The organism is Aliihoeflea sp. 2WW (assembly GCF_000497755.1).
Lineage (GTDB): Bacteria > Pseudomonadota > Alphaproteobacteria > Rhizobiales > Rhizobiaceae > Aliihoeflea.
In genome coordinates this window covers 32138-58293 of the sequence record NZ_AYOD01000006.1, presented here as the reverse complement: position 1 = coordinate 58293, position 26156 = coordinate 32138, and the positions used below count along the sequence as shown (strand labels likewise).

The window sequence follows — 26156 nt, the reverse complement described above, 5'->3', positions numbered from 1 at the left end:
AGCCTCCTGATCCGGGGCGCAAGCGTTGTTGCGAATGGCAAGCCCCTGAAGTGCATCTTGGGCAAAACGATGTCAACGCCTGACGTAGCCGCGCTGTGCCTCGGCTAGAAGGTGGTCGAGTTGCCGCTGGTCGACTGGCCGAAATCGCCCAGCGTGCGCAGCGAGATGTTGATGCCGAAGTCGCGCGAGAGCACTTCGTTGCTGACGTTTCCGCGTGTTTCCGATGCCGTGAAATTGATGCCGAAGCAATCATCGTCATAGGCAAAGCCGATGCGGCGCTGAACGAGGTTGCTCGTGTTCAGGTCGAAAGTGGCGTTACCGAAGACGCGCCAGTATTCGTGCACCTGCGCCGATGCGCCGACACGGACTTCATGACGATCGTTGGCGAAGCCGTAGTCCGGCTGGGCTTCGATGAACGAATACTGGGTCGAAAGCGAAACGGCCTGCGTCGCATAGCTTGCCGCGACATCGGTGCGACGGACTTCGAGATCGTCCTTGTCGAGCCGCGCGCCCGCTGCCAGGGAGACGCCGACTGGCGTGTTCAGGCCGACCATGCCGACATAGTCCGAAACGTCTTCCTCGAGGCCGGAATAGGCGCCGGCATAGACGAGGTCGGGCGAAGCGTAGGAATTCGTGCCGGCCAGATGATAGGACTGGCCGACGATCGCGTTGACGCCCCAGCCGCGACCGAGTTCGCCCGTATAGCGGATGCCGACATTGGCTCGGGTGCCGCCTTCGATCCGGTCGTAGCCGGAGAATTTGTCCCTCTCGAACAGGGTTGCCGCGTCGAAGACGAGGCTCTGCGCGTCCTCGTTCGGGATGCCCAGCCGGCCGCCATAGGGCTCGTCGGGCCGGGCGAAAATCTGTCCCATCGGCTCGAAGACATGCGTCGAGCTGGAAGTGGAGAACAGGATTGGCCAGCGCGCCTCGAGGCCAGCCGTCGCCATCGAGCGGTAATAGGCCGAGCGGATGTCGGTGGCCACGCTCTGGTTGAGATTGCTGCTGTAGAAACTTGCCACGTTGGCGATACCGGCTGCACCCCGATCGCCTAGGCGCACCCCAATCGCGTCTTGGCGCGCGTGGAGCGACGGCGTGATTACAAAACCACCGCCCGTGATGAAGCTGCGCTTCCATTCGGCCTCGGCCGTGAGGCGCCCCGAGCCACCGTCGAGCCCGCGCCCGGTTGGCGAGATAGTATTCTCGCTGTTGTCGTATTGCTGTCCTATTCGCCCGCGCCCATCGAAACGATCGCGCCAGAGGGCCTGGCTGTTGACGTCGATCGTCAGCTCACCGCCGACGATCGGGGTGTCGGGCGTGATGCTGTAGTCGAAGGAAGGCAGGACGAAAGGCTGGAGAGGCGACGATGCGCTGGGGTTCAGATCGCGGGCGCCGCTTGCGTTCGTGGTGAAATCGAGGGCGGTTTCCTGCTTGCTGAAATGATAGGCGCGCAGGTCGAAGAAATTGCGACCGTCGAGGCCGGTCAGATAGACCTGCGAGACCTGATCGTAATTGTTCGCCTGCTCGATATCGTAGGTATAGCCGAAATTCTTGTCGGTCTGAGCCAGGACGTCCCAGCCGAAGCGCCAGCGCGGATTGATCGTGAAGTCGCCGCGCGAGGCTATGAGCGCGCGCCCGGTTTCGTTGCCGTCGACCGTGCGCGCGCCGAACGTGTCGGGGTCGCGCTGCGAAATCCCGGCGATCCGCAGATTGTATTCGCCATTGTCGAAGCGCTGGCGCCATTCGGCCTGCCCGAGGAAGCCCTGCTGCGTATATCCGCCCGCCGTGACCGTCAGGTCATAGGTCGGCGAAAGCGCGAAATAATACGGCACGTTGATGAAGGTGCCGAGATTGTCCGAGCTGCCGAAGGTGGGGAAAAGGAAGCCGCTCTTGCGCTTGACAGTCGGGTCGGCGATCTCGAACGCCGGCACCCAGGCGAGGGGCACGCCGAGGAACTCGAACCGCGCGCGCTCGAAGCGCACGGTCTTGGTCTCGCCATTCCAGATGATCTTCTGCGCCTTGATGTTCCAGACCGGCGGCTTGTCGGGGTTCTCCTCGCACGGCTCGCACGCGGTGTAGACGCCGCGCTCGAACTCCGTCACCGCACCGCCGCGCCGTTCCGCGCTGTCGGCGCCGAAATAGACGCGGTCCGGCGTCTCCACGCGCAGCGTTCGCACGAAGGCGTCCGCGAAATCGTCGGTGACGTCGATCTCGTCGGCCTGGAAGCGCGTTCCGTCCGGGTCGATAATCTCGACGCCGCCACTCGCGATCAGCCGCGACGTCGCGCGGTCATAGGTGACGCGCTGCGCCACGAGGCGATTGCCGTCATAGTCGATCTGAACGGAGCCGACGGCGGTGATGCGGTTGCGGTCGTTGTCGTAGACCAGCGTGTCGGCCTCGAGCAGCATGTCGGCATTGGGATCGGTCTGCGCGGACAGATCGATGCTCTGCGCGATGACGGGCTGCAACGCGACGATCGAACCGGTCGCGGCGAGGACGCCGGCGAGCGCCGTCGCACCCAGAAGGCGCCGGGCTCGAACCGCTCTGCTCAGGCCGGAAAGCACGCCCCTCACTAACCGTCCTCTCTGTACAGCAAGAAAGTCACCCCGAAAAAGCCTGCGACGACGACCGGAAACCAAGCGGCGGCGACAGGCGGCACGAATCCGGCGCTCCCGAACGCCTTGACCAGAACCGTCACGACATAAAGCAGAAACCCCGCCATCACGCCACCCAGAATCATGGCGGATGATTGTCCCATTCTGGCAAAACGCATCGACACTGTCGCGGCGATAAGCGTCATCGCGACAAGCAGCGCCGGCATGGCGAGCATCGAGTGCATATGCATGGCGAAATTGTTTGCCGGCAGCCCGAACGAGCGTGCCGCAGCGATCTTGCGCGGCAGTTGGAAGATCGGGATCGTCTCCGGGCTTGCCAGGCGTTCGAGTACGAATTCGGGCGTCAGGTTCGTCGGAATCGCGACCGTTTCCATGAGTTCCGGCGGATTGCCGCGCGTGGTGCGACGGGCGTTCTCGAGCTGCCATTCGCTGGCGCGCAGGAATGCCCGCTGCGCATCGAACCGTTCCATAGCGTCCATGTCGGCGCCGATGACGATGAAGGTCGCGCCGACGAGTTGCAGCCCTTCGTCGAGGACGCCGGCGGCGCCGATATAGGTTTCGGTCTGTCCGAAGCGCTGCTTGATCCAGGGCGCTTCGCCGCCCGCCACCGGCGTGTTGTTGCCGCCGCGAATGTCGGCCTCGAGAAACTGCGTGCGCTCGTAGCCGAAGGAGGCGAGGGGATTGAGGACGAAAAGCGCGGCGAAGCCGAAGAGAAGCGCGCCGATGCAGATCGGCAGCAGGAACTGCCAGGCCGAGATTCCGGCGGCCCGCGCCACGACGAGCTCATATTTGCGGTTGAGCGAGATCAGCGTCGCGATGCCCGAGACGAGCGCGATGAACGGCACCGCCTGCTGCATGATGAACGGCGTCTGCAGGGCCGCGAACGTGACGCCCCACCACAGCGAATAGTCCGGCAGGTCGCCGACCCGGCGCGAGACCTCGGTGAAGTTGACGATGAAGATGAGGCCAAAGATGCCGGTGAAGAACCAGAAGGTGATGATCAGGTAGCGCCGCATGAAATAGGCGCCGAGGGTGCGTCCGATCATGGCTTGCCCTCCGAGGCGGAGCGGCGGCGAAAAATCGACCGCGACGCCTGGCGGGCCCAGAAATCCTGCATGCGCTCGGTCCAGCGGGTCGGGATTTCGAGCCGCTTGTTTGCCGCGATCACCCAGATGCACACGGCCATCGCCATCAGCGGCACCGCATACAGGGCGGGAATGACGGCAGGACTGTCGGCCGCGGCATTGCCGACGATGAAGCCTTCCCACCGGATGAAAAGCGCGATCAGCATGGTCGTGATCAGTGGATGGATGCGCGATTCGCGGAACGAGCGCGAGTCGCCGGCGACCGCCAGGCCCACCAGGGCGAAGACCAGCGGATAGACCCAGTCTGTCAGCCGTCGGTGCAACTCGGCCGCAAAGGCAAGCGGCGCACTCTGGAAGACCGGGTCGGCGGGGTCCGGATTAAGCAGGAAGCCGAGGGTCCGGTCCTTGGGCAGATAGTTGATCTGAGAGGTTGCCGGCGCGAATTCGGCCAGGTCGAACGCATAGGACTGGTAGCGGATGATCGAGACGTTGCCGGTCGCGTTACGCCGATGGACGACGCCGTCCTGCATCACCAGAACGTGCTCGCCATTGAGTTCGATCGTCGCGCCGGTATCGGCGTAGTAGATCAGCTCGGTCTCCTCCTCGCGCGTATCGGCGAGGAAGATGCCGGCAAAGCGGCCATCGGGCAGCCTTTCGCTGATCTGGATGACGAGACCGTCATCGATCGTCTGGAACGTGCCTTCCTGGACGACCGAGGTGATCAGGTCGGCGCGCGCTTCGGAGACGAGGGCGCGAAGCCTTTCGCGGGCGAACGGCTCGACCCCGTTTTCGATGGCGAAGGAGGCGACGGAGGCGAGGGCCGCGATCAGCAGAATCGGCCGGACCACCGTCGTCTTCGGGCTGCCCGAGGCGGTGATCACGATCAGCTCCGAATCGGTATTCATGGAGCTCAGCGTCTGCGCGACGGCGATTCCGAGCGCGAACGGAATCACGATCGGAATGACGGCGGGCAGCACAAGCGCGGCGATCTCGAAGAAGGTTGCGGCGGACTGTCCGCTGCTGGTGACGATGTTGATGCGGGTGAGGACCTGCGTCGTCCATACGATGGCCAGAACCCATAGCAGCGTCACCGCGAAAATCGCGAAGGTGCGCCGCATGATGTAGGTTTCGAGCACTCTCATGCGAGCTGATTGATCCGTTCATTGGGGCAAGTCTACGGCGCATGCTGCTGCCGCTGCGTCGCTTTGCCGACGCAACCCGATCCGTGGAACATACAATCGGCCTTCTTGGCAAACAAATGCCAAACACGCATGGTTAACGTTTGGTTGACGACCTCTTTCGACCTGGCCCACCTGTCTTTTCTTGAAATGCGGTGCCCGATTCTCTACCGCAAAGGCAACGACCTCGCCTTCCATCCCTACGCATAAGGATAGCCAATGTCCCGCACCCCAGCCATCAGCTTTGCCAAGCCGTCATCCATCTCAGAAGGCGTTCTGGTGCTCTTGAGCGGCGAGGAAACCGGCTTGGCTGCTTCGGCGGCGGGACATGACCCGCAGGGCGTTCTCCCCCGCGCGGTGGAAGTCGCTTCGTTCAAGGGCAAGATGGGCACATCGGCCGACATCCTCGCGCCGCACGGAACCGCGCTCGACAGGCTGGTCGTGCTCGGCATCGGCAAGCCGTCGGCGCTCGACGAACAGGCCTGGCTGAAGATTGGCGGCGCGGTTCAGACCGCGGCCCGCAAGGCGAAGACGGTGACGGTGATCCTCGACGTGGCAGGCGCCGAGGCGTCATCCACCGAGGCCGCGCAGCTTGCCATGGGCATCCTTTTGCGCGCCTACACGTTCGACAAATACAAGACGCGCAAGGACGAGGCCAATGGCGAGGGCGACAAGGAAACCGCCTTCGTCGTCGCCTGCGCCGATCCTCAAGCGGCAAAGAAGAAGTTCGCCGAACTGGAGGGCATCGCGGGCGGCGTGCTCCTGGCCCGCGATCTCGTCAACGAACCGGCCAACATCCTCGGCCCGCTCGAATTTGCCGCCAAGGCCAAGGAACTGGAATCGCTCGGGGTCGAGATCGAGATTCTCGACGACGCGGACATGGAAAAGCTCGGCATGGGCGCGCTTCTGGGCGTCGCGCAGGGCTCGGAGCGTCCGGCGCGTCTCGTCGTCATGAAGTGGAATGGCGGCAAGGCCAAGGACAAGCCCGTCGCCTTCGTCGGCAAGGGCGTGGTGTTCGATTCGGGCGGCATCTCCATCAAGCCGGCCGCCGGCATGGAGGACATGAAGGGCGACATGGGCGGCGCGGCCGCCGTCACCGGCCTGATGCACGCGCTCGCCGCCCGCAAGGCCAAGGCCAACGTCGTCGGCATCATCGGCCTCGTCGAGAACATGCTCGACGGCAAGGCGCAGCGACCCGGCGACATCGTGACCTCCATGTCCGGCCAGACGATCGAAGTCCTCAACACCGACGCCGAAGGTCGCCTCGTGCTGGCGGACGCGCTCTGGTACTGCAACGACCGCTTCGAGCCGCGTTTCATGATCAACCTGGCGACGCTGACGGGCGCGATCCTGATCGCGCTCGGCCAGCACCATGCCGGTCTCTTCTCCAACAATGACGAACTCGCCGGCCGTCTCTTCGATGCGGGACAGGTGACGGGCGAGAAGGTTTGGCGCATGCCGATGGGCCCGGACTACGACAAGCTCATCGATTCCAAGAACGCCGACATGAAGAATATCGGCGGACGCCACGCCGGCGCGATCACCGCCGCCCAGTTCCTGCAGCGTTTCGTCAAGGACACGCCCTGGGCGCATCTCGACGTCGCAGGCACCGCCATGGGCTCGCCCACCAACGAGATCAGCCAGACCTGGGCTTCGGGCTACGGCGTGCGCCTTCTCGACCGCCTCGTGCGCGATCACTACGAAGGCTGAGGCGCGCTTGACGGAAATCCTGTTCTACCACCTGACCGAATCGACACTCGAGGAGGCGCTGCCGGCGCTTCTCGAAAAATCGGTCGACCGGGGCTGGAAGGCTGTCGTCCAGGCTGGTGGCGAGGAGCGCCGGGATGCGCTCGACGCCGCCTTGTGGACCTTTCGCGACGATTCGTTCCTGGCGCATGGCACCGATGCCGAACCCCACGCGTCGGAAAATCCGGTTCTGCTGACGACCGGGCAGGCGAATGATAACGGCGCGCAGATCCGGTTTCTGGTCGATGGCGCCGACGCACCCGACCTGGCCGGATACGAGCGCGCGGTCTTCATGTTCGACGGTCATGACGACGAGCAGCTGCGCAAGGCGCGCGAGAGCTGGAAACAACTGCGGCAAGAAAGTCACACCGTCACCTATTGGCAGCAATCCTCGGATCGCCGCTGGGAACGCAAGGCCTGATCAAGAGTTCTGGCGGTCATGAATAGAACTTTACCTTCACTTGCCTTGATCGCTTGCGCCGCCGCCCTTGCCGGGTGCGGCAGCGAGGCGCCGATCGCACAGACGGCGGAAGCCGCGGCCCCGGTCGTCCAGACCCAGCCGGGCGTCGGCCACATCTATGGACGCTGGGCGCTGGACCCGGCCTTCTGCTCGGCGGATGGCGCAAGCCGTGTCATCACGATTGGCGAGCAGAAACTGGACTCGCGCAACTACGCCTGCACCATGACCACACCCGAGGTGAACGGGGAGGGATGGCTGGTCACGCTCGAATGCACCGGTTCGAACGGTGCAGAGGACGTCACCGAGCGCGTGCGCTTCGTGCCGAACGAGGAAAAGCTCGAACTCAACTATATCGATCGAACCGAACGCAACGACGAGCGTCTGGTCCGCTGCCCATAGTTCAGGCGGCCGCTATTCCCTCTTCGTACTCGGTCGAAAGGTTCAGCCAGATTTCCTCGTGCCGTTCGAGTGCTGCGACATTATCGGAGCGCTCCTTGGCCAGTTTCGCCGCCTTGCCCGGATCGCGCTCGTAAAGCGTCGGCACGGCCAGTTCCGTGTCGAGTGCGTCGATGCGCTTGCGCGTGCGCTCGATCAGGCCTTCCGTCGCCTTGATCTGCTTGGCGAGCGGTTCCAGCGCTGCGCGCTTCTGGGCCGCTTCCCGGCGCTTGTCCGCCTTCGAGGCCTTGTCCGTTTCGCGCTTTTCGCGCCGGTCGGAGGCACCGCCCGTCACCACCTGCCGGTAGTCGGCCATGTCGCCGTCGAAGGGTCCCACCTGGCCGTCCTTGACCAGCCACAGCCGGTCGGCCGACGCCTCGATCAGGTGCCTGTCGTGGCTGATGACCATCACGGCGCCCGAATAATCGTTGAGCGCGTGGATCAGCGCTTCGCGGCTGTCGATGTCGAGATGGTTGGTCGGCTCGTCGAGGATGAGCAGGTTCGGGCCGTCGAAGGCCGCGATGCCCATCAGGAGCCGCGCCTTCTCTCCGCCCGACAGATCCTTGGCGGGCGTCAGCATCTTTTCCGTCACGAGACCCATCTGCGCGACGCGCGCGCGCACCTTGGCCTCGGGCGCATCCGGCATCAGGCGGCGTACATGCTCGATGGCATTTTCCTCCGGCCGCAGATCGTCGAGCTGGTGCTGGGCAAAGATCGCGACCTTGAGGCCCGGAGCGATGGTCATCGTGCCCGAATCGAGTTGCAGCCGGCCCGAGAGCAGCTTGGCAAAGGTCGACTTGCCGTTGCCATTGGCACCCAGAAGCGCGATGCGATCGTCATCGTCGATGCGAAGCGACATGCGCGACAGGACCGGCTTGCCCGGCGTATAGCCGACCGATCCGCCCGAAATGGCGATGATGGGCGCGGCCACCGTCTTCGTCGGCTCGGTGAAGGTGAACGGCCGCACGCTTTCGCCCATGAAGCTGTCGATCGGCTTCAGCTTCTCCAGCGCCTTCAGCCGCGATTGCGCCTGCCGCGCCTTCGACGCCTTGTAGCGGAAGCGCTCGACGAAGGCTTCCATGTGTTTGCGATGGGCTTCCTGCTTGACGATGGACTTCTGCTGCAATTCGGCCTGTTCGGCATATTGCCGCGAAAACTGGTCGTAGCCGCCGCGCCAGAAGGTCAGCTTCTTGTTTTCCAGATGCACGATCGAAGAAACAGCGCGGTTGAGCAGGTCGCGGTCGTGGCTGATCAGTAGAACGGTGTGCGGATAGCGCGACAGGTAGGTCTCGAGCCAGAGCGTGCCTTCGAGATCGAGATAGTTGGTCGGCTCGTCGAGAAGCAGCAGGTCGGGTTCGGCGAACAGAACCGAGGCGAGCGCGACGCGCATCCGCCAGCCGCCGGAAAAGGAAGACGCCGGCCGCTGTTGCGCGGCCTCGTCGAAGCCAAGCCCGGCGAGAATGGTCGCCGCCCGCGCCTCGGCCGAATGGGCGTCGATATCGGCCAGCCGCATTTGGATTTCGGCGATCCGGTGCGGATCGTGCGCGCTTTCGGCCTCGTGAAGCAGCGACGCGCGCTCCGTGTCGGCCTTGAGCACGATCGAGATCAGCGATTCTTCCGTGCCGGGCGCTTCCTGCGCCACCTGGCCGATCCGCGTGTTGCGCGGCAGGTTGATCGACCCGCTTTCGGTCGGCAATTCGCCGGTGATCGCCTTGAACAGCGTCGTCTTGCCGGTGCCGTTGCGGCCGACGAGGCCGGCCTTGGCGCCTGCGGGGAGGGACAGCGTCGCGTGGTCGATCAGGAGCCGACCGGCGATGCGCAGGGAGATGTCGTCGAGAACCAGCATGATGCTGCGCTGTTTGGACTGCCGCCGCATCGCGCGCAAGGGGGCGCCGCTCGCGAGCTAGATCGATGCGGTGCCTGACCCGTCGATCACGAATATGTTATAATCGGCCGCCGCCAAGACGGCGAAAACAATCATCGAGGGGTGATCGGCAATGCCACAGGTTTCGCAACTCTTCTTCAAGGCTGCAATTCTGTTTCTATTGGTCGGCATCGGCATGGGACTGCAGATGTCGATCTCCGGCAATCACAACGTCATCGGCGCACATGCGCACACCAATCTTCTGGGCTGGGTGACGAGTGCGCTGTTCGGCACATACTATGCGCTCAACAAGGAGAAGGCGGCCCAGCGCCTCGCCATGATCCAGTTCGGCGTCTACACGCTCGGCGTCGTCGTCATGGTGCCGTCGCTGTACCTGCTGCTGCAGGGCAATGCCGGCGCCGAGCCGTTCGTGGCGATTTCGTCGCTGATCGCGTTTCTCGGCGTCGCGATCTTCGCCTTCATCGTCTTCGCTCCAGCGCCCGCCGCCCGCGAAATGCCGCGCGGCCCGCTTGCCGTGAACTGACGAAACGGGCGCCGGCTCGCACCGGCGCCCTCTGAGACTTGATCCGGGCGAGCCTGGGCCCGCCTGGAGAACTAGCGCGTCGCCGTCTGCACCATGTTGCACAGGTCGACCAGCGCACGGTCGTAGACGCCTGGCGAAGCCAGCACGTCGACGCAGCGACGGCTGAGCCGCGCGATCTCGGCCGAGTTCATGCTGCCGAGGCCGGGCGAGACACTGCCGGTTTCGGTGTCATCGGTGCCGGGTCCGGTTCCCGGGCCGGAGCCGCCATTGCCGCCCGGATCGCCGGGGCCACCGGGCCCGCCGGGGCCGCCGGGGCCACCACCCGTACCGCCGCCACCAATGCCGATGCCCAGCCCGACATCGACGCCGCCGGGTCCGCCGACATTGGCTCCGACACCGGCATCGATGCCGGAACCACCGCCAATGCCAACGCCCGCGCCGGCATTCACGCCGCCGGAGCCACCGATGCCGACGCCTGCGCCCGCGTCGACGCCCGAACCGCCACCGACGGATGCACCGGCGCCGACCCCGACGCCATCCGAGCCGCCGACGCTGGCGCCTGCGCCCGCATCGACGCCGGAGCCGCCGCCGACGGACGCGCCGGCACCGACGCCCACGCCATCCGAACCACCGACGGAGGCGCCCACACCTGCGCCGATGCCATCACTGCCGACCGATGCGCCGACGCCGGCATCGACACCGCCGATACCCACGCCCACTCCGGCGCCGATCTGCGCATGCGCTGCGCTCGCCAATGCCAGCGCACTTCCGGTCGCAAGTGCCAGCGCTGTTTTCCTGAAATTGAAGTTCATCGTCTTCTCCTCTTCCCATTGTTGCGATCGGAAGGGTACCGACCATGCAACAATACGGATGACCCAGAGGAAGGTTTCTTCAATTCACAGTAATATCATGCAAGAAATATAGTGCGTTACATAGATATACTATACGGATCATAAGAAAAGTCGAGCGTAGTCTGAACTGTCTCGATTCAGCCCGAATTCCCGTTATACGGGAGAAAGATGCGCGTTATACGGGAGATTGATGCCCGCTAAACGAGTATTGATGCAACTCGAGGTTTCTTCAACTCAAGCGAGTGATTCGCACGCAATCGCCCGAAGCGCACGTCCTTGCCGCCCTACGCGAAGCTGCGCCCGCCTTCGGAACGCTGGAAATAGGCGAGATCGAGCGCCGGAGCTTCACCTGCAAGCCGGGTGAGGGCGGCATGCGCCTGGCCGCGATGATGCGTCTGGTGGTTGAAGAAGTGGGCGAGCGCGGGCGCAAGGCGCTGCGAGATCGTTCGCATGTCGGTTGTGGTCGTATAGGAAAAGCGTCCACCCAGATCGTCGTCGGTCAGGTCGGCGACATAGCGCAGGATGCGCTCGTCTTCGGCCTCGCGGGCATCCCAGAGCGGACCGATGTCGCGAAACAGGATCGCGTCGAGCCGTTTTGCCGCCACGCCTTCGCCGGTAAAGCGCTTCATCCAGATCCCGTCGGCGACGAGAACGTGATTGAGCGTGCCGCCGAGCGAGGTAAAGGCAAGGCCGAGATCGGCCCACAGCGCATCCTCGCCCGCTTTTGCGGCCGCATCGTAGATCAACCGGTTGGCCCAGGCATTATAGGCGGCGAACATGGAGAAATGCTGCTTCATCGGGTTTTCATTCGTCGTGGTCGCGGGCATAGATTTGCGCAACGCTTATACGCCCGGGAGGCCGCACAGCAATGACCGTTCTGCTTTATGATCTCGTCGGCTCGGACCCGACCCGTCCGTTCAGCCCGCATTGCTGGAAGGTCGCCTTCGCGCTCGCGCATAAGGGCCTCGCCTTCGAGCGCGTTCCGACGCCCTTCACGGCCGTGGCCGGTGTCGAGGGCGGCAGGCACAAGACGGTTCCGGTCATCCGCGAGGGCGAGCGCACGGTCGGCGATTCCTTCGAGATCGCGCTCGACCTCGAGCGGCGCTACCCCGACCGGCCGACCCTTTTCGGCGGTGCGGGCGGCGAAGCGGCCGCGCGCTTCATCGAGCGCTGGGCGCTCGTCACCCTGCATCCCTATCTCGCGCAGTCCGCACTCATGGACATTCATGACCGGCTCGAGCCGGAGGATCAGGCGCATTTCCGCACGACGCGGGAGGTGCGTTTCGGCAAGCGTCTCGAAGACATCCCCATGACGCGCGACGAGCGCCGTCCCGCATTCCGCGCAAGCCTGGAGCCGCTGCGCTCGACCCTGACGTTCCAGCCCTTTCTCGGCGGCGAAAGCCCGCTCTTTACGGATTACATCGTGGCGAGCGCATTCCAGTGGGTCCGCGTCATCTCCGACTACGAGTTCCTTGAGAACGAAGATCCGGTCGGGGCATGGCTCGACCGCTGCCTCGATCTTCATTCCGGTCTGGGCCGTTCGGTTCCCGCTGCCGCATAGGCCGTCGGCGGGACTTCACATCACGGGGCGAGGTGGGTATAGACGCGCATCCAATCACTCCCCCAAAGAATTGAGGAAGACCCGACATGGCGATCGAACGCACCTTTTCCATGATCAAGCCGGACGCGACCAAGCGCAACCTGACCGGCGCCATCACCAAGATGCTCGAGGATGCCGGCCTCAGCGTCGTCGCCTCGCGCCGCGTCTGGATGAGCCGCCGCGAAGCCGAAGGCTTTTACGCGGTCCACAAGGATCGTCCGTTCTTCGGCGAACTGGTCGACACCATGACGTCCGGCCCGACCGTCGTTCAGGTTCTCGAAGGCGAAGGCGCCATCCTGAAGAACCGTGAAGTGATGGGCGCGACCAATCCGGCCAATGCCGATGAGGGCACCATCCGCAAGGTTCACGCGCTGTCGATCGGCGAAAATTCGGTCCACGGTTCGGATGCGCCGGAAACGGCCGCTCAGGAAATCCGCTACTGGTTCTCGGACACCGAGATCGTCGGCTGATTCAGTTTCGACGCTGAAGCTTCGAAATAATTGAAATTGCAGGAAAAGCCGCGGTCGATGCCGCGGCTTTTTTTATGCGCGGAGCCGAGAGTCGCGCTCAGCCGCATGATCGCGCATCTGCGTGCCGAGCGCCTGCAACCGGCGCGCATCGATGACGCCGACGCCGTTTCCGCCTGCGGCTTTAATGTCGTACATCGCCTGGTCGGCCTCCTTCAGGAGCGCATCGACGGACGTGTCGGTGCCGTCGAACATGGCGACGCCCACGCTTGCCGAAGCCTGGTGCGCGATGGAGCCGATCTGGAAGGGACGGGCCATCTCTGCAGCCATCCGCTCGGCGAGGGAGAGGGTATCCGTCAGCGCACGCGTCCGGTCCTCGGCTTCGGCAGGCAGGAGCGCAACGAACTCGTCGCCGCCGATCCGCGCCACGGAGCCTGCATCGCCGACCACGGCGGTCAGGCGCTCGGCGACCTGCTTGAGATATCGATCCCCCGCCTCGTGGCCGTGCCTGTCGTTCAAACCCTTGAAATTGTCGAGGTCGACATAGACCAGCGCGCCGCAATTTCCGTCGCGGCGGCAGGCTTGTAGCGCCTTGCGGGTGTCGTAGATCAGCGCGCGGCGGTTCGCCAGATCGGTCAGCGGATCGCGATAGGCGAGCCGGCGGATCTCCATTTCCTGCGCCTTGCGCAGCGAGATGTCGGTTACGTATCCGTGCCACATGATGCCGTCGCCGACCGGCTCCGGCGTCGCGAGGACGCGCAGCCAGCGAAACGTCTCGCCATGCTCGATCCGGAATTCATGTTCCCACGGACGAGCGCCCTTGCGGGCTCGGTGGAAGCTTTCCAGGAAGCGCGGCCGGTCCTTCTCCACCACGATCTCGAAGAAGCGATGCGGGGAGGGATAGCCGCGCTCGAACGACAGACCTGTCATCGAGACGAACCCGTCCGAAATGTAGGCGACGTCGAAGCTGCCGTCGTGCCCCCGTTTGAACTGGAACAGTCCGCCCGGCAGATGGCTCGTCAGCTTCGTGAAGCGTTCTTCCAGGTTCAGGCGCTGCATCGTTTCGGTAACGTCACGCACCGTGCCTTCATAGCAAAGGGGAGCGCCCGTTCGACGATGGCGGATCAGGCGGGCCGATTCGGAAATCCAGATGCGCTCGCCGGTGCGGTGCCGATAGGCCTGCGACACGAAATCGGTGACGGTGCCATCGCGGAAAAGCAGTTCGCGAAATTGCGCGCCGCGTGTCGGGTCGACATAGCATTCGACAGAAGGGCGAGGAGAGGCGTGCATCACCGCTTGGGAACTGGCGTAGCCCTGGAGCCGCGCCATCGCCGTGTTGGTACGGATGTGCCGACCGTCTGGCAGGGCCCGGTAGACGCCCTCGGCGAGGTTCTCGAACAGAAAGCGGCTGCGCGAAAGCTCGTCGGCGACGGCTGCGTGACGGCGCTGGAAGTAGACGGCGCCCGCGACCGAACACGCCACCACGGCAAGCATCGCCCCGTCCAGCCAGCCGTGAATTTCCGCCACCGTCTCCAGCATGTCCGCCCGCCCGCATTGCAAGGATCGGAGCCTAGCCGATGGCGGCTACCAAATGCCTAACAGAGAGATTTGGCCGGGCCGGTGGCTGGGGATTTGCTCACCAGCGCGCGGCAGCGTCGTCGTCGGCATCCTTCGCCTCGACCCAGGCCCCCGACGTGCCGTCGGCCAGATGTTCCTTCTTCCAGAATGGGGCGCTGGTCTTGAGAAAATCCATCAGGAACGAGGCCGCCTCGAATGCGGCCTGACGGTGAATGGAGGCGGCGACGACGAGCACGATTTCCTCTCCGGGCCTGAGTTTGCCGTGGCGATGGATCACGGTCAGGCTGGTGACGGGCCAGCGTTCGGCAGCCTGCGCCGCGATGCGCCGGATCTCGCCCTCGGCCATGCCTGGATAATGTTCGAGCTCGAGTGCGGCGAGCCGCCCGCTTTCGTCGCGACACACGCCGCTGAAGGTGACGACCGCACCGACATTCCCGCCCGCGGCCTTCGCCGCATCGATTTCGGCTGCCGTATCATAGGCGGCGGACTGAACAGCTACGCGAATGACGCATGCGTCCGTCACCTCGTCACCCCCCCGTCATCGGCGGAAAGAGCGCGATTTCGCGCGCGCCGGCAATCGGTTCGCGGTGGTCGACATGCTCCTGGTTGATCGCGACGCGAATGACTTTCGGGTTCTGCAGCGCTTCGGCATAGCCGTCACCGCGCTCACGCAGCCAGGCGAGTAGATCGCCCGCCGTCTTCACGTCGCCGGGCAGCTCGACGTCCTCTTCGGAAATGCCGATGCGCTCGCGCACCCAGGCGAAATAGATCAGCTTCATGCTCAGTCCTCGATGACGTGCTTCAGGCCGGCGCGAAAATAATCGTAGCCGGTGTAGAGCGTCAGCATGGCCGCGATCCAGAGCAGGGCCAGCCCCATTTCGCTGGTGTAAGGCAGGACCTTGTCTCCAGCGGGGCCGGCCAGAAGAAAGCCGATGGACACTAGCTGGATCGTGGTCTTCCATTTGGCGAGCTGGGTCACCGGCACCGAAACCTTGAGCGCGGCAAGATATTCGCGCAATCCCGAAACGAGGATTTCGCGGCACAGGATGATGATGGCGGCCCAAAGCGACCACTCGCCGATCGTGCCTTCGGCCGCCAGAAGCAGCAGCGCCGCGGCGACGAGCAGCTTGTCGGCGATCGGGTCGAGCATTCGGCCGATATTCGACGTCTGGTCCCAGATGCGCGCCAGATAGCCGTCGAGGAAATCGGTGAGGCTGGCGACGAAGAAGATGGTGACGGCGGTCCAGCGCCAGAAGTCGGTCGCCTGCTGGCGGTCGTCCGGCACGAAGCAGAGCACGACGAGCGGAACCGCCAATATGCGCGCATAGGTCAGGATGTTCGGAATATTGAAGGCGCGATTGGACATGTAAGCCTGTCGTTTATTCTGGAGCGCCGAACCTGCACCGTCCGGGCTGGCTGCAAATTCGCGGGACGGGTGGGGCAAGTCAAGCCGATAGCACGGCCGACCGTCATCCCTTTTCGTGGAAATGGTCGTAGATCGTCTTGGCAACGGTCGCCGAGATGCCCGAGACGGACATCAGGTCTTCGATCCCCGCCCGGCTGACGGCCTTCGCGGTGCCGAAATGGTGGAGCAGCGCGCGCTTGCGGCCGGGCCCAATGCCGCCGATCTCGTCGAGCGGGTTGCGCACCATCTCCTTCTTGCGCCGCGCCCGGTGCGAGCCGATCGCAAAGCGGTGCGCCTCGTCGCGCAGGCGCTGGACGAAATAGAGCACCGGATCGCGCATCGGCAGAGAGAAGGGATCGCGGCCCGGAATGAAGAAACGCTCCCGCCCGGCATCCCGGTCGACGCCCTTGGCAACGCCGATCGTCGCCACTGCGTCCTGTATCCCGAGGTCGCCCAAAATCTTGCGCACGGCCGAAAGCTGGCCCTGTCCGCCGTCGATGAGCAGGAGATCCGGCCATGCCGGAAATTCGTCGCGGTCGTCGGGCGCGTTGCGATCGGGAATCCCGTTCTCCTTGATCAGCCGCGAGAACCGCCGCTCCATCACCTCGCGCATCATGCCGAAATCGTCGCCGGGCGTGATGTCGGTCGAGCGGATGTTGAACTTGCGGCACTGGTTCTTCACGAAGCCTTCCGGCCCGGCGACGATCATCGCACCGACGGCGTTCGTTCCCATGATGTGCGAATTGTCGAAGACTTCGATCCGCCGCGGCGTCCGATCCAGGCCGAACGCCTCTGCAAGCCCCGCAAGAAGCCGCGCCTGCGACGACGTCTCGGCCAGCCGCCGCCCGAGGCCCTGCCGGGCGTTCTGCAGCGCGTGATCCGTCAGATCCTTCTTCTCGCCGCGCTGCGGCACCATCACCGTGATCTTGCGTCCCGCCTTGGTCGCCAGCGCCTCGGCCAGCAATTGCTGTTCCTCGACCGGCTGGGACAGGAGGATCGTGCGCGGGATCGGCTTGTCGTCGTAGAACTGCGCCAGGAACGCGCCAAGCACTTCCGGCGCCTCGATCGAGGGATCGGCCTTCGGGAAATAGGCGCGGTTGCCCCAGTTCTGGCCGGTGCGGAAGAAGAACACCTCGATGCAGCTCTGCCCGCCCTCCTGATGAATGGCGAAGACGTCGGCCTCCTCGGTCGACTGGGTGTTGATCCCCTGATGGCTCTGCACGTGGGAGAGCGCCGACAGACGGTCGCGATAGATCGCCGCCCGCTCGAAGTCGAGCTCCGCCGACGCCTCCTGCATCGCCTTCGAGATTTCCGCGACGATCTTCGACGACTTGCCCGACAGGAACGCCTTCGCCTCGTCGACCAGTTCGTCATAATCGGGCTTCGACACTTCGTTCGTGCAGGGGCCGGAGCAGCGCTTGATCTGGTAGAGAAGGCAGGGCCGCGTCCGGCTCTCGAAGACCGAATCCGTGCAGGTGCGCAAGAGGAACGCGCGTTGCAGCGAGTTGATCGTTCGCCCCACAGCGCCGGCCGAGGCGAATGGGCCGAAATAGTCGCCCTTTTTCGAACGCGCGCCGCGATGCTTGAAGATGCCGGGCGAGGGGTGGTCGCGTGTCAGAAGGATGTAGGGAAACGATTTGTCGTCCCGCATCAGAACGTTAAAGCGCGGCCGCAACCTTTTGATCAGATTCGCTTCCAGAAGAAGCGCCTCGATCTCCGTGCGCGTGACGACGAACTCCATATGCGCCGTCTCGCGCACCATCCGCCCGATCCGGTTGGTGTGGCCCTTGCCCTGCGCATAGTTCGTGACGCGCTTCTTCAGGCTGCGCGCCTTGCCGACATAGAGCACATCGCCGGCCGCATTCGTCATGCGATAGACGCCGGGCGAATTGGGCAGGCGTTTGACCAGCGTCTGGATGACGTCGATGCCGGTCTTGCCCTCCGCGTCGCCGCGGTCGCCATCCCACTCGATGCCGAGATCGGTGCCGGCGGGCTGCGGCTCGGCTTCGATCTCGATGTCGTCCTCTTCGTCGCCGTTCGGCATGTAGCCCGCGACGTCGCCGCCTGCACGCTCGGCACGTTTCAGGTCGGATGTGCCCTTCTCGGGTGTGGGCGGCTTCATTCCGCAACCCCGGCGACGTCCGGCGTTTCCCAGGCGAGATGCTGGCCGCCGTCGAGCGCGATCATCTGGCCGGTCACCGAACGGGCATCCCACAGCCAGCGGATCGTCCGGCCGAACTCGGCCAGATCCGGCCCGCGCTTCAACAGGAGCGCATCGACCTGGCGCTGGAAATCGCCATCGTCCTGCCGGGCATTGGCGAGCGTCGGTCCAGGCCCGATCGCGTTGACGCGGATCGCCGGCGCAAGCGCCTGCGCCAGTGTGCGCGTCGCCGTCCAGAGCGCGGATTTGGAGAGCGTATAGGAGAAGAACTTCGGCGTCGGCCTCCAGACCCGCTGATCGATCAAATTGACGACGAGCCCGTCGGTCCCTGCCGGAAGGCGTTCGGCGATCGTGCGGGCAAGCATCGCCGGCGCTTCGAGGTGGATCGCGAAATGGCGGTCCCATGCCTCCCATTCGAAATTTTCGGCCCCGTCCTCCTCGAAGATCGAGGCATTGTTGACGAGCAGAGAGATCGGCCCGAGCGCGCTCTCGGCACGACGCACGAGCTGCGCCACGGCGGCACGATCGGTGAGGTCCGCATCGACGACCGCGGTGGTCGCCCCGTTGCGGGCAAGGTCGGCAGAAAGGTCCTCGGCCGCTTTTCGCGAACCGTTGCAATGGATCGCCACGGCAAAGCCATGCGCCGCGAGGTCCTCGACGATGGCCCTGCCGATGCGCTGCGCACCGCCCGTGACGAGTGCGACTTGGGGCGTTGCCTGGTGATTGGTCTGCATCATCCGTTCGTGCTGCCGGGAAGGGAACGACAGATATAGGCGGCGAACGCCCAAACCAGAAGACCGCCCCCGTCTTTTCCCATGACGATCCTGCCATCTTCCAAGATCGCGGATCATGCCGCGAACGTGACGCTCCCGTGCCGCCACGAAGACGCCGATCGCAGCCCGGACATGAGACGACGGTCCTTGCGCCCGATCCGATTAGGGTATAGTAAACAGATAGTTAACCGGGGCTGATGTCCGTTACTGTGGCACGAATGCAACGTCACATTGCAGCCATATTGCAGCCCGGGAATGACCCCTTTTCAGTTTGGGTTCAGCCGCATTTCGACACGATCTTCGCCTCGGTCGACGCCGGGAACCATTTGCCTCCCGTAAGGGTTTCAGCGTCTGTCTCGAAGTCGGGAACCGCGTATTGGTTCTCGTGGCTAAGGAGTTATAAAAATGAAGAATCGTTTCTACCGCCCCGCCGCTCTCGCTCTCGGCGTTGCCGTCCTCGCTTCGGCCCCGGCCTTTGCTGCTGACGTTGTCTACCAGGAGCCGCCGGCACCGGCCGCTCCGATGGAGTTCGCTCCGGTCAACACCTGGTCCGGCCCTTACGCCGGTGTGAGCCTCGGCTACGGCTTCAACGGTGAGACGCGCAACCGCGCCACCAACGAAGAAGCCGAAACCGACGGCTGGATGGGCGGCGCGTTCGGCGGTTTCAACATGCAGAACGGCTCGTTCGTGTATGGTGCTGAAGCCGACATCAACTACAGCCGCGTCGATGGCGAAGCCACCACGTTCGACTCGCGTTCGACGGTCGACGGCTCGCTCCGTGCCCGCGCTGGTGTCACCGTCACGGAAGACATCCTGCTCTACGGTACGGCTGGTGTTGCCGCTGAGCGTCAGCGCATTACCCACGAAACGGGCGACCGCGATACCAACGTCGCTCTCGGCTACACCGTCGGCGCCGGCGTCGATGCCAAGCTGACCGACCAGGTCTTCGGCCGTCTCGAGTACCGTTACACGGACTACGGCAGCAAGGACTACGCGCTTCCGGGCGTCAATGGTGCCGACTTCGACTCGAGCAACCACCGCGTGTCGGTTGGCCTCGGCGTGAAGTTCTAATTCGGTCTTCGACTGAATGCGGAAAGGCCGGCGATTTCGCCGGCCTTTTTGTTTGCGCTATTTCGGAAGCTCGGCGGCAATCTCCGGAAAACGTTCGTCGAAACGCTTGGCCCAGCGTGTCAGCTTCGGCCGTCCGCGTTCCCACTGACCGTCGAAGCGCAGCGCCAGATAGCCGAGCGTCGCCCGCAGCGCGATATGACCACCGGTGATCTTCTTCGTCAGCTTTGGCGGATTTTCGTTCAGTTCGTCGAGCGCGCGCGTCGCTTTCGACCATTGCCGTTCGAGCCAGGGCAGGTGGATCTTCTCCTCCGGCCGAAAGCGGCGCTCGTAGACATGGGCGAGCAGGCAGTCGCAGATGCCGTCGGCGATCGCTTCCAGCCGCTCGGCTTCGAGCCGCTTCGCCGCATTTCGCGGATAGAGCGTATTGCCGGTCTCGCGGCCGATATACTGCATGATGACCCGGCTGTCGTGAATGCCGTCGCCTTCATCGGTGACGAGACAGGGGATTTTGCCGAGCGGGTTCGCCTTCAGCAGCTTCTCGGGGTCGGCATTGGTGTCGACCGTTTCGGATTCGAGCGCGTATCCGGTGTGGACGGCGGCCATCCGGACCTTGGCGCTGTAAGGTGAAGCGGGCGAATAAAGCAGTCTCGGCATCCATTTCTCTCCATGCGATCGGTTGCCGACAAGCTATGCGAGCACGGCCGGGTCGGCAATCACATCTCGTTCAGGGTGCGGGCAGGCGCAAATCCGGCTGCCGGCAGGAACGCTCGGCGACTTCCGGGCACGAGCGGAAGTCGAGCGCAGTCGTCATGCAGATGCGCACTTCGCGCAGGAGGCCGCTGCTGCAGGTGACGGCGACCCCATCGGCGGGCAATCCGTCATTGGCCTCGAGGAAGGCAGCGCGCATGTCGGCTGCAGAGACGCGGCGCTGGCTGAACTGCGGCACCGTCACCTTGTCGAACGCCGCGCGGGTCGTGTCGAAATAGCCGTCGGCCGCCAGCCCGGTGCAGGTGCCGTGCTTGCGCCATTGATGGCGGATCAATCCATCGGAAGGAATGATGTCGGAGATGGCGTCGATTTCCGGGCGCGACGGATTGCGTGCATCGTCGTCGCAATATTCCGGCCAGCCCTTTTCGAACTGCGGCCAAAGCCCATGCACGACGAAGCCCAGATCGCGATCCGCATCGCATTGCTGCGGATCGGCATTGCCGCCTTCGGCCGCACAATAGCTCGGCGACCAGGAAAGCGAGAGGACGTAGAAGTCGAAGGGTGCGTCGTCAGCGACGGTGTCTTCGCTGCCGCAGCCTGCAAGGATCGAGGCGGCGGCGAGAAGCCCGATCAGGCGGACGCGCAATTGACGATCAGCGAAGGACGCGGCAATTGCCGCCGTAGACCTTCCAGCGGTCGAAGCCGAGAACGCAGAATTCGACATTGCTGCCGATCGACGCGAAGCCCATCGGATGCTCGATCAGATACCAGACGTCGCGCATATGGCCGTCGGTCAGGTGAACGTTGGCGATGCAATAGCGGCGCTCGATCGGCCAGTCGGGACGCGAGGGCAAATAGCGGTTCTCGCGAATCTGCCGGAATTCGACGATGTCGACCATCGGCAGGTTCGGCACGTTGCGCACCTGATAGGCGAATTTCTTGGTGATCGCGCCGAGCACCTTGTCGTTTCCGCAGACGCCCGGATCGGTCGCATAGACGCCCCGGACCATGTCGGCCGCCGCCGCCTGATGCGTCATGCCGCCGGCGAGGATGGAAAGTGCCGTGAAGAAAGCAGCGCCGGCCCGGCGAAGCGAAATGGCCATGGAAAGTCTCCCGAAGGCGGTCAATGAGTCGGCAATGTCCGTCAGCGCCGCATTTCGGTCAAGATGCAGGCCGTTCCCCCGCGAGCCATTCCGCCCGCCATGTTGCGTCTTTGCCATCGCCGAGCAGCCGCGCCAGGACGGGAAGCACGATTTTCATCTCGGCTTCGAGCGGGTAGGGCGGGGTCACGACGACGAGCCCGGTCCCGTCGAGCCGCTCCGGCACGCTCGGTGCCCGGATGTCGAGCGACAGGTCGAGGATCTTGGAGATGCCAGCCTCGCGCAGCGCCTCGCGGAAGGCGGCGACCGCTTTCCGGTTCTTCACCGGATACCACATCAGATAGGTCCCGCCCGGCCAGCGCTTGTACGCTTTGACCAGTCCGTCGATGAGCCGGTCGAACTCGCCTTCGCGCTCGAAAGGCGGGTCGACGATGACGAGGCCGCGCTTCTCCTTCGGCGGCAGGTGCGCGCCGAGCGCCAGCCAGCCGTCGAGTTCGATCACGCGGGTCTGGAAGTCGCCTGCAAAACGCTTCTTCAGCGTTTCGGCATCGGCCGGGTGAAGTTCGATCGCCGTCAGTCTGTCCTGATTGCGCAGGAGATGGCGCGTGATCGCCGGCGATCCGGGATAGGCGGTGAGGCCGCCGGGAGCGTTTGCCGCACGGACGGCATCGAGATAGGGCGCGATCAGCGCCGCTGCGTCGTCCGGCAGGTCGGCATCGAGCAGCCGGCCGATCCCGTCCTTCCACTCGCCGGTCTTCTGCGCCTCCTCCGACGACAGGTCGTAGACGCCGATCCCGGCATGGGTGTCGATAACCCGGAACGCACCGGGCTTGCGCTTCAGATAGTCGATCGTGCGGGCAAGGACGATGTGCTTGACCACGTCGGCGAAATTCCCGGCATGGTAGATGTGGCGATAGTTCACGTTTCTGTCCGATCGATCGCGTCGAGGTGGGTCTGTTGAGTATCACCGCACGGGCTGCGCCGCAGAGGAAATTTGTCGGTTCAAGGAGGGAGGAGGAAGGACATGCCGAGCATATTCGACGACGACCGAGGCCGAACCGGCAGATTTCAGCGCGGCACAGCCGTGCGGTGATATTCAACAGACCCACACATGGTGGATCAATCCTTTTGTTGGGTCCACGGCCTACACGCTGGAAGCGATTTCGGCTAGGTTCCGCGGCATGAACCAGCACGCCCCGATCCGCATCGGCCATTCGGCCTGCCCGCATGACTGTCCGTCCACCTGCGCGCTCGACGTGGAAGTCGTCGACGGCAAGATCGGCCGCCTCCATGGCGCGAAGGAAAACAGCTACACCGCCGGCGTCATCTGCGCCAAGGTCGCCCGCTACGCCGAGCGCATCCACCACCCCGAACGCCTGTTGAAGCCGCTGGTGCGTGCCGGCGCCAAGGGTGAGGGCAAGTGGAAGGAGGCGAGCTGGGACGCCGCGCTCGACCTGATCGCCGAGAATTTCGAGGCGGCAGAGGCGAAGCACGGCTCGGAATCCGTCTGGCCTTATTACTATGCCGGCACGATGGGCCTCGTTCAGCGCGACGGCATACATCGCCTGCGCCACGCCAAGAAATATTCCGGCTTCTTCGACACGATCTGCACCAATCTCGCCTGGACCGGCTGGGTCATGGGCGCGGGCGCACTGACCGGCGTCGACCCGCGCGAGATGGCGAAATCGGACTGCGTGGTGATCTGGGGCACCAATGCCGTGGTCACGCAGGTCAACGTCATGACCCATGCGATCAGGGCCCGAAAGGAACGCGGCGCGAAGATCGTCGTCATCGATGTCTATGACAATGCGACGATGAAGCAGGCCGACCTGGCGCTGATCCTCAAGCCCGGCACCGACGGCGCGCTGGCCTGCGCCGTCATGCACGTCCTTTTCCGCGATGGCTTCGCCGACCGCGCCTATCTCGAAAAGTACACGGACGATCCGAAAGGCCTCGAGGCGCATCTGGCGACGAAGACGCCTGAATGGGCGGCATCGATCACCGGGCTCTCGGTTGCCGAGATCGAGACCTTCGCCCGCCTCGTCGGCGAGACGAAACGCACCTTCTTCCGCCTCGGCTACGGCTTCACCCGCAGCCGCAACGGCGCGGCCAACATGCACGCCGCGCTCTCCATCCCCGCCGTTACCGGCGCCTGGCAATATGAGGGCGGCGGCGCGTTCCATTCCAATTCGGACATCTTCAAGCTCGACAAGACCGAGCTCGAAGGCCGCCGCTTCCTCGACCCGAAAATCCGCCATCTCGACCAGTCCCGCATCGGCCCGATCCTGACCAACGATCCGTCCGCGCTGAATGGCGGCCCGCCGGTCACCGCGATGCTGATCCAGAACACCAACCCGGCCAACGTCGCGCCCGAGCAAAGGCTGGTGAAGCAGGGCTTCCTGCGCGACGACCTCTTCACCGCCGTCCACGAGCATTTCATGACCGACACGGCGATACTCGCCGACGTCGTCATCCCCGCGACCATGTTCCTCGAGCACGACGACATCTATCGCGGCGGCGGGCAAAGCCACATCGTGCTCGGCCCGAAAGTTATCGACGCGCCGGAGGGACCGAAGACAAACCATTTCGTCATCGAGGAACTGGCGAAACGCCTCGGCGTCGCCGACCTTCCCGGCTTCGGCCTGACCGAGCGCCAACACATCGACAAGATGCTCGAAAAGCGCGGCCTCGGCACCTTCGAAACCTTCTCCGAAGAACGCTGGTCGGACATGCAGCCGGACTTCGAAAAGGCGCATTTTTTGAACGGATTCGGCCATTCTGGTGGAAAGTTTCGCTTCAAACCGGACTGGATCGCGACGGTTTCGCCGAATAAACCGCCGAAATCGATCGGCTTGCAGGGAAACTGGGCCGGTTTGCCCGCATTTCCGGACCATGTCGAGCTGATCGAGAGCGCCGATCCGGCTCATCCGTTCCGCATGGCGACCTCGCCGGCACGGTCCTTCCTGAACTCGTCATTCACCGAGATGCCGACCTCGCGCAAGAAGGAAGGTCGGCCTGAACTGATGCTCCACCCCGATGATGCGGCTGGCCTCGGCATCGCCGACGGCGACCGCATCGAGATCGGCAACGAACGCGGCGAAGTCGTTCTGAACGCAAAGCTTTTCGACGGCGTGAAGCGCGGCGTGGTGATTGCCGAAGGCATCTGGCCGAACGGCTCGCACGAGCGCGGCGAAGGCATCAACGTCCTCACCGGCTCCGACGCCGCCGCCCCCTACGGCGGCGCCGCCTTCCACGACACCAAGGTCTGGCTGCGGCCGGCACCACCCGCTGAACTTCCCGCGACATCCTTGGGTTGAATTGACGTCCTCCATATGCGGTAATGGAAGCTCGGTCAGGAGGTGGCCGTGTTTTGCCAGCGACCGATTGATCGCCGGGACATCTGGGAGGATGACATGCAACGACGCTCGTTTTTGGGCGGTTTGGCGACTGGCAGCGTGGCTGCGAGCGCGACCGCTTTGGCAACGCCTGCCATCGCACAAAACACTCAGACATGGCGGATGGTCACGGCCTGGCCCAAGAATTTTCCCGGCCAGGGTGTAGGCGCGCAGCGCCTGGCTGACCGCATCACGCAGGCATCGGGCGGACGGCTGACAATTCAGGTCTTTTCCGCAGGGGAACTCGTTCCGCCGCTCCAGTCCCTCGACGCCGTCATCGACGGCAATGCCGAAATGAGCCACGGCGCTTCGTATTACTGGCAGAACAAGAGCGCCGGATTGTCACTCTTTTCCGGAGTCCCTTATGGCATGACGTCAAGGGAGTTGTCGGCTTGGATACGCCATATGGGCGGCCAGCAGCTTTGGGACGACATCTACGATCAATTCGGCGTACAGGGCTTCCTTGCCGGCGATACGGGCACTCAGGCCGGCGGCTGGTTTCGCAACGAGTTGACGAGCGTCGCGGACATTCAGGGCTTGCGCTTTCGAACCCCCGGCCTTGGCGGAAGGGTCTGGCAGCAGCTTGGCGCTTCAGTGACGAATATGGCTGCAGGTGAGATTTTTCAGGCTCTTCAATCGGGTACGCTGGATGCGGCCGAGTTTGTCGGGCCTTACAACGACCTTGCGCTCGGTTTCCACCAGATCGCCAAGAACTACTACTTTCCCAGCTTCATCGAGCCCGCGCTGACTGCCGAATTGGCGATCGACAAGTCCAAATATCTGGCGCTACCCGAAGACTTGCAGGCGATCATCAGACTGGCGGCCCAAGCCGAGCATGACGAGATTGCGTCGGATTTTGCGGCAAATGATCCGCGGGCGCTGGAGACGCTGGTCAATGACCATGGCGTTCAGGTCCGCCAGTTTCCGGAAGACATCCTCGAGGCGGGAGCCAAGGCTGCTGCGGAGGCGATCAACTCGCTGCGCGACGGCGACGAATTGACGGCGCGGGCCGTGGAGGGCTTCATCGCGGCTCTGGCGATCGTGCGGCGCAAGACGGAACTGGCCGAAACGCCCTTCGTCCGGGCGCGGCAGCAATACTTCAAGCTCTAAGTCTTGGAAGGGT

25 protein-coding genes are annotated in these 26156 nt (G+C 64.0%); 9 read left to right on the top strand and 16 right to left on the bottom strand.

Translation table 11 applies throughout. From position 1 onward, the window contains the following. Positions 1-104 precede the first annotated feature (104 nt). From ALII_RS0104835 to lptF, 3 genes are read right to left on the bottom strand one after another with little or no spacing between them, the layout of a single operon-like run. Entirely contained in the window at positions 105-2570 is a 2466-nt protein-coding gene (locus tag ALII_RS0104835; protein WP_051375773.1) for an LPS-assembly protein LptD, read from the bottom strand. After that, the gene (gene lptG / locus ALII_RS0104830; RefSeq protein WP_024586195.1) at positions 2570-3658 is read right to left on the bottom strand and encodes an LPS export ABC transporter permease LptG; all 1089 of its coding nucleotides are present in this window, start codon (positions 3656-3658) and stop codon (positions 2570-2572) included. The genes ALII_RS0104835 and lptG overlap by 1 nt, the downstream gene beginning before the upstream one ends. After that, positions 3655-4839 (bottom strand): LPS export ABC transporter permease LptF, encoded by a 1185-nt coding sequence (gene lptF / locus ALII_RS0104825; RefSeq protein ID WP_024586194.1) that lies wholly within the window; start codon positions 4837-4839, stop codon positions 3655-3657. Before lptF ends, lptG begins: the two co-directional genes overlap by 4 nt. A gap of 255 nt (positions 4840-5094) precedes the next feature. On the opposite strand from lptF, the gene ALII_RS0104820 reads away from it, so the two are divergent. The 3 genes from ALII_RS0104820 to ALII_RS0104810 are packed head-to-tail and all read left to right on the top strand — an operon-like array spanning position 5095 to position 7480. After that, positions 5095-6585, top strand: coding sequence for a leucyl aminopeptidase (locus ALII_RS0104820; RefSeq protein WP_024586193.1), 1491 nt, complete (start codon positions 5095-5097; stop codon positions 6583-6585). A 7-nt stretch (positions 6586-6592) separates the two neighbouring features. Further along, entirely contained in the window at positions 6593-7042 is a 450-nt protein-coding gene (locus ALII_RS0104815) for a DNA polymerase III subunit chi (protein ID WP_024586192.1), read from the top strand. A gap of 18 nt (positions 7043-7060) precedes the next feature. Continuing rightward, complete coding sequence (locus ALII_RS0104810) at positions 7061-7480, top strand: hypothetical protein (protein ID WP_152529540.1); 420 nt, start codon at positions 7061-7063, stop codon at positions 7478-7480. Between the two features lies 1 nt (position 7481). On the opposite strand, the gene ALII_RS0104805 is transcribed toward ALII_RS0104810, so the two are convergent. Then, positions 7482-9362, bottom strand: a complete 1881-nt coding sequence (locus ALII_RS0104805) for an ABC-F family ATP-binding cassette domain-containing protein (RefSeq protein WP_024586190.1) — start codon at positions 9360-9362, stop codon at positions 7482-7484. Positions 9363-9513: 151 nt separating this feature from the next. Here ALII_RS0104805 and ALII_RS0104800 point away from each other — a divergent pair, with 151 nt between their 5' ends. Beyond that, on the top strand, positions 9514-9924 hold the full coding sequence (locus ALII_RS0104800) for a hypothetical protein (protein ID WP_024586189.1): 411 nt from the start codon (positions 9514-9516) through the stop codon (positions 9922-9924). A gap of 71 nt (positions 9925-9995) precedes the next feature. On the opposite strand, the gene ALII_RS22275 is transcribed toward ALII_RS0104800, so the two are convergent. Both ALII_RS22275 and ALII_RS0104790 read right to left on the bottom strand, forming a co-directional pair. Beyond that, positions 9996-10736, bottom strand: coding sequence for a hypothetical protein (locus ALII_RS22275; protein WP_024586188.1), 741 nt, complete (start codon positions 10734-10736; stop codon positions 9996-9998). Between the two features lie 323 nt (positions 10737-11059). Further along, positions 11060-11572 carry a DinB family protein gene (locus ALII_RS0104790; protein WP_024586187.1) on the bottom strand — a complete coding sequence of 171 codons (513 nt, stop codon included), beginning with the start codon at positions 11570-11572 and terminating at the stop codon, positions 11060-11062. Positions 11573-11643: 71 nt separating this feature from the next. Between ALII_RS0104790 and ALII_RS0104785 the strand changes: the two genes are divergently transcribed. Together ALII_RS0104785 and ndk are read left to right on the top strand one after the other, a co-directional pair. Next, positions 11644-12336 (top strand): glutathione S-transferase family protein, encoded by a 693-nt coding sequence (locus ALII_RS0104785; protein ID WP_024586186.1) that lies wholly within the window; start codon positions 11644-11646, stop codon positions 12334-12336. An 86-nt stretch (positions 12337-12422) separates the two neighbouring features. Next, positions 12423-12845 (top strand): nucleoside-diphosphate kinase, encoded by a 423-nt coding sequence (gene ndk / locus ALII_RS0104780; protein WP_024586185.1) that lies wholly within the window; start codon positions 12423-12425, stop codon positions 12843-12845. 72 nt (positions 12846-12917) lie between these two features. Here ndk and ALII_RS0104775 read toward each other — a convergent pair whose 3' ends face one another. The 6 genes from ALII_RS0104775 to ALII_RS0104750 all read right to left on the bottom strand — a co-directional run bounded on the left by ALII_RS0104775 (position 12918) and on the right by ALII_RS0104750 (position 18720). Next, positions 12918-14381, bottom strand: coding sequence for a diguanylate cyclase (locus ALII_RS0104775; RefSeq protein WP_024586184.1), 1464 nt, complete (start codon positions 14379-14381; stop codon positions 12918-12920). Between the two features lie 97 nt (positions 14382-14478). Continuing rightward, positions 14479-14943: a molybdenum cofactor biosynthesis protein MoaE gene (locus ALII_RS0104770; RefSeq protein ID WP_024586183.1), complete on the bottom strand. Its 465-nt coding sequence runs from the start codon at positions 14941-14943 to the stop codon at positions 14479-14481. Between the two features lie 4 nt (positions 14944-14947). Continuing rightward, on the bottom strand, positions 14948-15205 hold the full coding sequence (moaD, locus tag ALII_RS0104765) for a molybdopterin converting factor subunit 1 (RefSeq protein WP_024586182.1): 258 nt from the start codon (positions 15203-15205) through the stop codon (positions 14948-14950). After that, entirely contained in the window at positions 15202-15786 is a 585-nt protein-coding gene (gene pgsA, locus ALII_RS0104760) for a CDP-diacylglycerol--glycerol-3-phosphate 3-phosphatidyltransferase (RefSeq protein WP_024586181.1), read from the bottom strand. Before pgsA ends, moaD begins: the two co-directional genes overlap by 4 nt. 103 nt (positions 15787-15889) lie before the next feature. Beyond that, positions 15890-17869, bottom strand: coding sequence for an excinuclease ABC subunit UvrC (uvrC, locus tag ALII_RS0104755; protein WP_051375775.1), 1980 nt, complete (start codon positions 17867-17869; stop codon positions 15890-15892). Between the two features lie 74 nt (positions 17870-17943). Continuing rightward, positions 17944-18720 carry an SDR family oxidoreductase gene (locus ALII_RS0104750; RefSeq protein WP_029660205.1) on the bottom strand — a complete coding sequence of 259 codons (777 nt, stop codon included), beginning with the start codon at positions 18718-18720 and terminating at the stop codon, positions 17944-17946. Between the two features lie 444 nt (positions 18721-19164). On the opposite strand from ALII_RS0104750, the gene ALII_RS0104745 reads away from it, so the two are divergent. Beyond that, positions 19165-19830, top strand: a complete 666-nt coding sequence (locus tag ALII_RS0104745; RefSeq protein WP_051375772.1) for an outer membrane protein — start codon at positions 19165-19167, stop codon at positions 19828-19830. A 57-nt stretch (positions 19831-19887) separates the two neighbouring features. On the opposite strand, the gene ALII_RS0104740 is transcribed toward ALII_RS0104745, so the two are convergent. The 4 genes from ALII_RS0104740 to rlmJ form a co-directional block, all read right to left on the bottom strand. Then, positions 19888-20484 (bottom strand): glutathione S-transferase, encoded by a 597-nt coding sequence (locus ALII_RS0104740; protein WP_024586177.1) that lies wholly within the window; start codon positions 20482-20484, stop codon positions 19888-19890. 70 nt (positions 20485-20554) lie between these two features. Continuing rightward, positions 20555-21184: a ribonuclease T2 gene (locus tag ALII_RS0104735; protein ID WP_024586176.1), complete on the bottom strand. Its 630-nt coding sequence runs from the start codon at positions 21182-21184 to the stop codon at positions 20555-20557. Positions 21185-21191: 7 nt separating this feature from the next. Continuing rightward, positions 21192-21641 (bottom strand): hypothetical protein, encoded by a 450-nt coding sequence (locus tag ALII_RS0104730; RefSeq protein WP_024586175.1) that lies wholly within the window; start codon positions 21639-21641, stop codon positions 21192-21194. 58 nt (positions 21642-21699) lie between these two features. Further along, on the bottom strand, positions 21700-22560 hold the full coding sequence (rlmJ, locus tag ALII_RS0104725; RefSeq protein WP_024586174.1) for a 23S rRNA (adenine(2030)-N(6))-methyltransferase RlmJ: 861 nt from the start codon (positions 22558-22560) through the stop codon (positions 21700-21702). Between the two features lie 259 nt (positions 22561-22819). On the opposite strand from rlmJ, the gene ALII_RS0104720 reads away from it, so the two are divergent. Then, positions 22820-24955: a molybdopterin oxidoreductase family protein gene (locus ALII_RS0104720; RefSeq protein ID WP_024586173.1), complete on the top strand. Its 2136-nt coding sequence runs from the start codon at positions 22820-22822 to the stop codon at positions 24953-24955. Between the two features lie 42 nt (positions 24956-24997). Continuing rightward, entirely contained in the window at positions 24998-26143 is a 1146-nt protein-coding gene (locus ALII_RS0104715) for a TRAP transporter substrate-binding protein (RefSeq protein ID WP_244437305.1), read from the top strand. Positions 26144-26156: the final 13 nt, after the last annotated feature.